3 protein-coding genes are annotated in these 1,749 nt (G+C 36.5%); 2 read left to right on the top strand and 1 reads right to left on the bottom strand.

The window, feature by feature from the left end; translation table 11 throughout:
- Both JP36_RS11665 and JP36_RS11065 read left to right on the top strand, forming a co-directional pair.
- A partial coding sequence (locus JP36_RS11665) for a hypothetical protein (RefSeq protein WP_039174709.1) occupies positions 1-235 on the top strand: 235 nt, incomplete at its 5' end.
- Positions 236-777: 542 nt separating this feature from the next.
- Positions 778-1,002: a hypothetical protein gene (locus JP36_RS11065; RefSeq protein ID WP_039174705.1), complete on the top strand. Its 225-nt coding sequence runs from the start codon at positions 778-780 to the stop codon at positions 1,000-1,002.
- Between the two features lie 483 nt (positions 1,003-1,485).
- Here JP36_RS11065 and JP36_RS11700 read toward each other — a convergent pair.
- The coding region (locus JP36_RS11700) for a hypothetical protein (RefSeq protein ID WP_039174701.1) at positions 1,486-1,749 on the bottom strand (264 nt) is incomplete at its 5' end.

Here is a 1,749-nt window from a genome sequence, read left to right as displayed (position 1 = left end):
CCAAGGGGGATTTTTCGACGTATTTAATGCAAAAAAATTTATCGTTAAATTACCGATTAATGTTAATAAAATCATATTTGCGACAAATGCACAGATTGAGGGAGTAGCAGAAGAAGCTCCGAGCTTGCATTATGCGTGGCATCAATCAGGTGCTAATAACAAAACAGAAATAGAATTTTTGACAAACTATATATCAAGAGATACTCAGCAATGGATTGTTATTGCTTGTTCCTAGCCAAGGGGGAGTAGCTACAACAAAAGAGAATGAATATGCTAAAGTGGCTCTACCTATCCAGTACTTGAAACATTATAAAGTCGTTGCTAATGACTACGGCAATGATAGTTTCGCGGCTATTGTCGCTATCCACCCAAATTGGCCATCTTATTTTACGGCGGCGTTATATTTTCCACCCCATAATGCTTTTCGGGCTGGCTCTGTTTTTTGGGTCGCAATCGGCATATAAACCTAGCTTAGCCAAGGGGGATCAAAAATTGTTATATCTCCTCTAACGAAGGTCGGCAGTGTTGCTAATAGAGAGATCAGCTATCCTATTGGTGTTAAAAGCCCATTAAATGTATTAGTAATACCAAATGGAGATAATGGTAATAAATATAATGAAGCCCTAGAAAATGTTGTTGCGATAGGGGATAAATACACAAATAAATTTAATGTATTAATTAGGCGTTTCATCGGAAGTAATACATTAAATAATGAGACAATTAATATCTCATACATATCTTTCGGGCGAAATTAAAATCCTTAGCCAAGGGGGATTTGTGTATTTCAACAGCGTATCAAATGTTATCGTTACATTACCCATTGTTGCCAATAAAACTCTATTTGCATTAAACGCTCAAATAGAAGGAAAAGCCGATTCTGCCCCCAAATTATTTTATGGTTGGAATATTAGTGGAGCTGATGATAAAACAAAAATACGTTTTTTAACCAGTGATTTAAATTATCAAGATGCACAAGAATGGATCGCTATTTGCGTTTCTTAGATATTGTCTAGCCAAGGGAGAAAGTTTTGGGGTGAACTGGTGGGCTCAACCTGGACGTTTGCCATTGCCTTTAGAGATATTTTTGCTGTTGTTGGTAATGACGTTAACGCAGAAGACTATAGCGCAACACAAATACTAACGTTTGGTAATCAAACAAATACAAGTGTAAAAGTTGGATCAATTTGGATTAATGGAAAAATAACATCAACGTATGGAACAGCGATAGCGATAGGTCGGGCATAGCCAAGGGGGATTTTTTTACATAGCACCTAATACATATGGGACTATTGTTAAAATTCCAATCATTGTCAAAAAAACTCTTTTTGCCATAAATGCACAAGCTGAAGGAAATACAGAGTCAGCAATCCAAACATTTTCTACTTGGCATGTAGGTGGAGCAGATAACAAAACTGCAATACACTTTTTAATTAACAGATTGCTGTCATACCAAGACTCGATGGAGTGGATAGCCATTTGTATTGCTTAAATACCAAAAGCAATCCACCTTAAGGGTCCGTAATATATTGAGGTCATATTCATCCACGGCGAGTTGATTATAAATATAGTTTTATCAGTATAACGGATAAATGCTCCGTTATCAGAGTCAGCGCTACCGCCGCTAACAACACCAGCTGTAGATGATAAGATTGGTGTTAAACTATTTTTGCTAAAGTTTATTGGGTATTTAATACTAATCTCTGCGTTATTGCTAAGTGAAAATGAGGTAACATTTCCCCCTTGGATAAT

It is taken from the genome of Gallibacterium genomosp. 1 (genome assembly GCF_000771875.1).
Lineage (GTDB): Bacteria > Pseudomonadota > Gammaproteobacteria > Enterobacterales > Pasteurellaceae > Gallibacterium.
Note: the sequence above shows the minus strand (reverse complement) of the source record. Positions and strands in the feature narration are given on the sequence as shown.